Genomic DNA, 4,037 nt, shown 5'->3' on the forward strand with positions numbered 1-4,037 from the left:
AGTTCGGCATCGGAGAGATCGGCGTGGACCCGTTCGTTGATCGCCAGCATGACCGCGGCCATCGCCACATCGATGTATTGGCCTCGGCCGGTCACGCTGCGTTCATTGAGCGCGGCGAGGATGGCGATCGCGGCATGCAGCCCGGAATAGACATCGGCGTGGGAGAGCGAATCGCTACGCGGACGATCGGCCGGGCTGCCCCAGTGCGCGTTGGACATCTCCGTGATGCCCGTCTCGGCCTGCACTGTTGGGGCGTAGGCAGCCCGTGCCCGCCACGCCCCGTGCTGGCCGTAGCCGCTGATCGAGGCGTAGACGACATGAGGGTTGCGTGCGGCGACGTCGTCGTAACCCAGCCCGAACCCGGCAAGGGTGCCGGGGCGGAAGTTCTCCACGATGATGTCGGCTTCGTCGCACAGCCGTAACGCGATTTCCCGTGCCCCTTCGACGTTGAGGTCGATGGAGATGTTGCGCTTGCCGGCGTTCTGCTGGGCGTAGTAGCCGGAGATCTCGCCGCTGCGGGGGTAGGCCCGCCGGGACATGTCCCCGGATGGCGGTTCGATCTTGATGACCTCGGCGCCCAGGTCGAGCAAGGTCTGCGCGCAGTGCGGCCCGGCTAGTACCCGGGAGAAGTCGACAACGCGGATTCCAGTCAGGGCAGCCATGTTTCAGCGCCCCTCAAAAATGGCCATGCCGGGGCCGCTCTGCTTGAGCGAGGCGACCCCGATTCGAAAGTCCTCCGAAGAGAAGATCGGCTTCTGCAGCTCGGCCATCGCCGCGTCGGCGGCGCCGACGCCCTCGTTGATCGCGATCGTCACGAGTGCCTTCGTCGCGGTGTGTGCGACGGTGGGGCCGGCGGCGAGTTCGCGGGCCAGGGTGGTGGCGGCCTGGTCGAGCTTTTCGTCGGCGACCACCCGGTTGATCACATTCCAGCGTTCCAGGGTGTGCGCGTCGTAGCGGCGCGCGAGCAGGGCCATCTCCTTGGCCCGCGCGGCGCCGGCCCGCTGGGTGAGCCGCTGGATGCCACCGGCCAGCGGGTGTAGCCCGACGGTGGCCTCCACCGAGCCGATCTTCGCCGACTCCGAGGCGATGATCAGGTCGCAGGCCAACGCCATCTCCAGTCCGCCGCCCAGACAGTTGCCGTGCACGGCGGCGACGATCGGGATGGGTAGCTCGTCGAAGGCCTGCAGCATCTCCAGGATCGGCCAGCCCAGGGTGCCGTCACCGCGCCCGGCCGCCTCCACCATGTCGTCCAGGTCCGCGCCGGCCGAGAAGTGCCGCAGGCCGCTGCGCAGGATCGCCGCCCGCGCACCGGACTCCCCGACCCAGCGCAACGCGTCGATCAGCTGCTCGGTAAACCCCAGACCCATCAGGTTGTAGGGCCGGTGATTCATGGTGACGACGGCTACAGGACCATCCAGATGACACGCCATCAGCCCACCGGGGGCACCGTGCGCGCTCGAGTCTTGGTCTACATCCGCGATGGACATCGGGGGTCCTTCCGCCGTCGGTTCACTGTGGGGGTTGTGTCTACGGGTGTCGCATGAGGTCGGGCATGATCCACGGACCCTCGGGTTCGGCGGCGTCGGGGTTCATCTCGATTGCCAGGACCCCGCCTTCGGGCACCGTGAGCAGATGTAGATATGTCTGGTCGGGATCGCGAAAGATCAGCAGCTGACCGGCGAGGGCGGTGATGACCGGCGAGTGCTCGATCCCGAGGGTGTCGAGGTGTGCGACCCATGCCTGCAGCTCATCGGCGCCGCCGGCGACAAAGTGGACCGGGTCGTAGCCGACGGTGGCAGCGGCGGCGGCGGGGGCCCATCGCAGCTCGATCGGGATGTCGACGCCGGGCAGCTGCAGGATCACCGCATAGCGGACGCCGGCGCCGTCGTAGTGATCGAACCGAGTCAGGTGCTCGGCGTCGAACACTCGCCGATACCAGTTAAGGCTGGTCTCCAGGTCGGCGACGGGCAGTTTGATGTGATGTAGGCCTTTGAGGCGCGGGGCAGCCATTGTTCGTTCCGTTTCAGGCGAGTTCGGCCATGTGGAGGGCCATCTGTTTGCGTGCCGGTGGTAAGGCCCCGATGAGGGAGAACACGGCGTTACGGGCGAGCTGCGCCGGACGGTTGTCGACGATGGAGGCGCGGGTCATGAAGTTGGTGAAAGTGACTGTGGCGCGGGCGATCGGGCGGCGTCGTCGTTCGTAGCCGTCGAGGTCGGCGTGTTTGACACCCTTGATCGACGCGGACAGCGTGTGTGCCAGATCGACCGCATCCTGAATGCCCAGGTTCATGCCCTGCCCGCCAGCCGGACTGTGCACATGGGCAGCGTCGCCGGCCAAGAACACCGGCCCTTGGCGGAACGTCCTCGCGATGCGGTGATGGACGTGGAATTGTGATGACCAGGTCAGTTCCGTCACCCGCGCTCCGGTGGGGCCACGCTCATCGAGGATGTGCTGAACGAAGTCGACGTCGATGACCTCGGGGGGGTTGTCCACCGTCGCGAGCACCCGCCGCTGGTTGTCGGGCAACGGTCCGCTGACGACGATGCCGGCGGGTGAGAAGAAGTTCTGCACCTCCGCGAAGGGCAGTGGCCAGTCGACCCGGGCATCGGCCAGCGTGAAGGACTGGTCGTAGGTGCCGCCGACGTAGTCGATCTTCGCCCCCTGACGAACCACCGAGGAGACGCCGTCGGCACCGACGACATAGCGTGCGCGAACCACTTCAAGCCCATTGGGGCCCTCGACCTCGACATCGGCGCCGTCGGCGTCCATCGAGACACCGCTGACGCTGTAGGGACGCATCACCTGGCCACCGAGAGCATGCAAGCGCTCGGTGAGGATCTTCTCGGTCCGGTACTGCTGCAGTGTCAGGACGAAGGGGTATGGGGTCGGCAATGCGGAGAAGTCCAGGCGGGTCAAGATCCGGTCGCGGTCGCGAAAGGTGAACGTCGGCACGACGACTCCTTCACCGATCAGCCGGTCGGTGACGTCCAACTCCCGGAGTACCTCCAGGGTCTTCGCGTGGATCGCAGCGGCCCGCGAGTCGTTGGCGCCTTCCTCCTGCCGGTCCAGCGTCAGAACATCGTGACCGGCTTGGCGCAGGGTCGCGGTGAGCACCAGCCCCGTCGGGCCGCCGCCGACAACAACGACTTCGGCGTGCTTGGGTAGCATCCACTTCTCCTTAAATCGCCTGCGCTGGTGGTTTTCGGGTAACTCCTTCTGACCGAGTGTCATGCGCTGAGCCGGTGCTCGTATCCGCCTATGGACAGTCCGAGCGGTCAGTCGTGGCTTGGCAGCGCGCTGGCGCGCGGCTGTACTTGACGGTGTGCGGGCCGATGAACGGCCTTGCGCCGCCGGCGAGGGGTTCGCAGCAGGTTTTTGAGCACTGCCAGAGCTACCTCTGTGAGGACTCACGACGAGGTGTGTGCGCGCAGGCGGTTGTCGATGATCTCTGTGGCCTCGCGCACCAGATCGTGGACGATGTCGGCCGCCCCTTTGATGTCCCGCACGAGGCCGACACCTTGCCCTGCCAGCAGGTCCATCGCGTCGAGGTCGCCGCTGGCGTCGCGGTTGGGCGGGAATCCCATGAACCGCAGTACCGGCATGGTGACTCCGCCGATCACTGTCGTCCCGACCTGGGGTTCATCGGGCCGGGACTCCTGGCCGCGCGCTTCGTTGTCCAGCCACTGCTGCACGAAGGGGGTCCGCAGCGTCCGATGCGGTGCGTGCGGCCACCCGTGCCCGAACAGCGTGGTGCGCACCGTATCGCCCTCGGTTGCGTCGAGCAGCCTGCTTTTGTAATACGGGTGGGCGCGAGATTCGCTGCTGGCGAGAAATCGAGTTCCCAGCACGGCGGCTTGCGCGCCCAACGCCAGCACGGCAACTAGCCCCCGGCCATCGGCGATGCCGCCGGCGGCGGCCACTGGACGCGGCGCGACGGCGTCCACGACCCGGGGCACTAGCGCCATGGTCGTAACCTGTCCTGCGACATGGCCGCCCGCTTCGATGCCCTGCGCGATGACCACGTCCACGTCGGCCG

At 67.0% G+C, this 4,037-nt stretch carries 5 protein-coding genes; all 5 read right to left on the reverse strand.

The window, feature by feature from the left end; genetic code table 11:
- The coding region (locus QOC69_RS17040; RefSeq protein ID WP_526441610.1) for a CaiB/BaiF CoA transferase family protein at nt 1-662 on the reverse strand (662 nt) is incomplete at its 3' end.
- Nucleotides 663-665: 3 nt separating this feature from the next.
- Entirely contained in the window at nt 666-1,487 is an 822-nt protein-coding gene (locus tag QOC69_RS17045) for an enoyl-CoA hydratase/isomerase family protein (protein WP_526441612.1), read from the reverse strand.
- 40 nt (nt 1,488-1,527) lie between these two features.
- On the reverse strand, nt 1,528-2,010 hold the full coding sequence (locus QOC69_RS17050) for a VOC family protein (RefSeq protein ID WP_526441614.1): 483 nt from the start codon (nt 2,008-2,010) through the stop codon (nt 1,528-1,530).
- Between the two features lie 13 nt (nt 2,011-2,023).
- A complete protein-coding gene (locus tag QOC69_RS17055; RefSeq protein WP_526441616.1) occupies nt 2,024-3,169 on the reverse strand; it encodes an FAD-dependent oxidoreductase in 1,146 nt (381 codons plus the stop codon).
- A gap of 239 nt (nt 3,170-3,408) precedes the next feature.
- The coding region (locus tag QOC69_RS17060; RefSeq protein ID WP_526441618.1) for an NAD(P)H-dependent flavin oxidoreductase at nt 3,409-4,037 on the reverse strand (629 nt) is incomplete at its 5' end.

The sequence above is a fragment of the Mycobacterium sp. genome, from assembly GCF_032162105.1.
In the GTDB taxonomy this organism is placed as follows: domain Bacteria; phylum Actinomycetota; class Actinomycetes; order Mycobacteriales; family Mycobacteriaceae; genus Mycobacterium.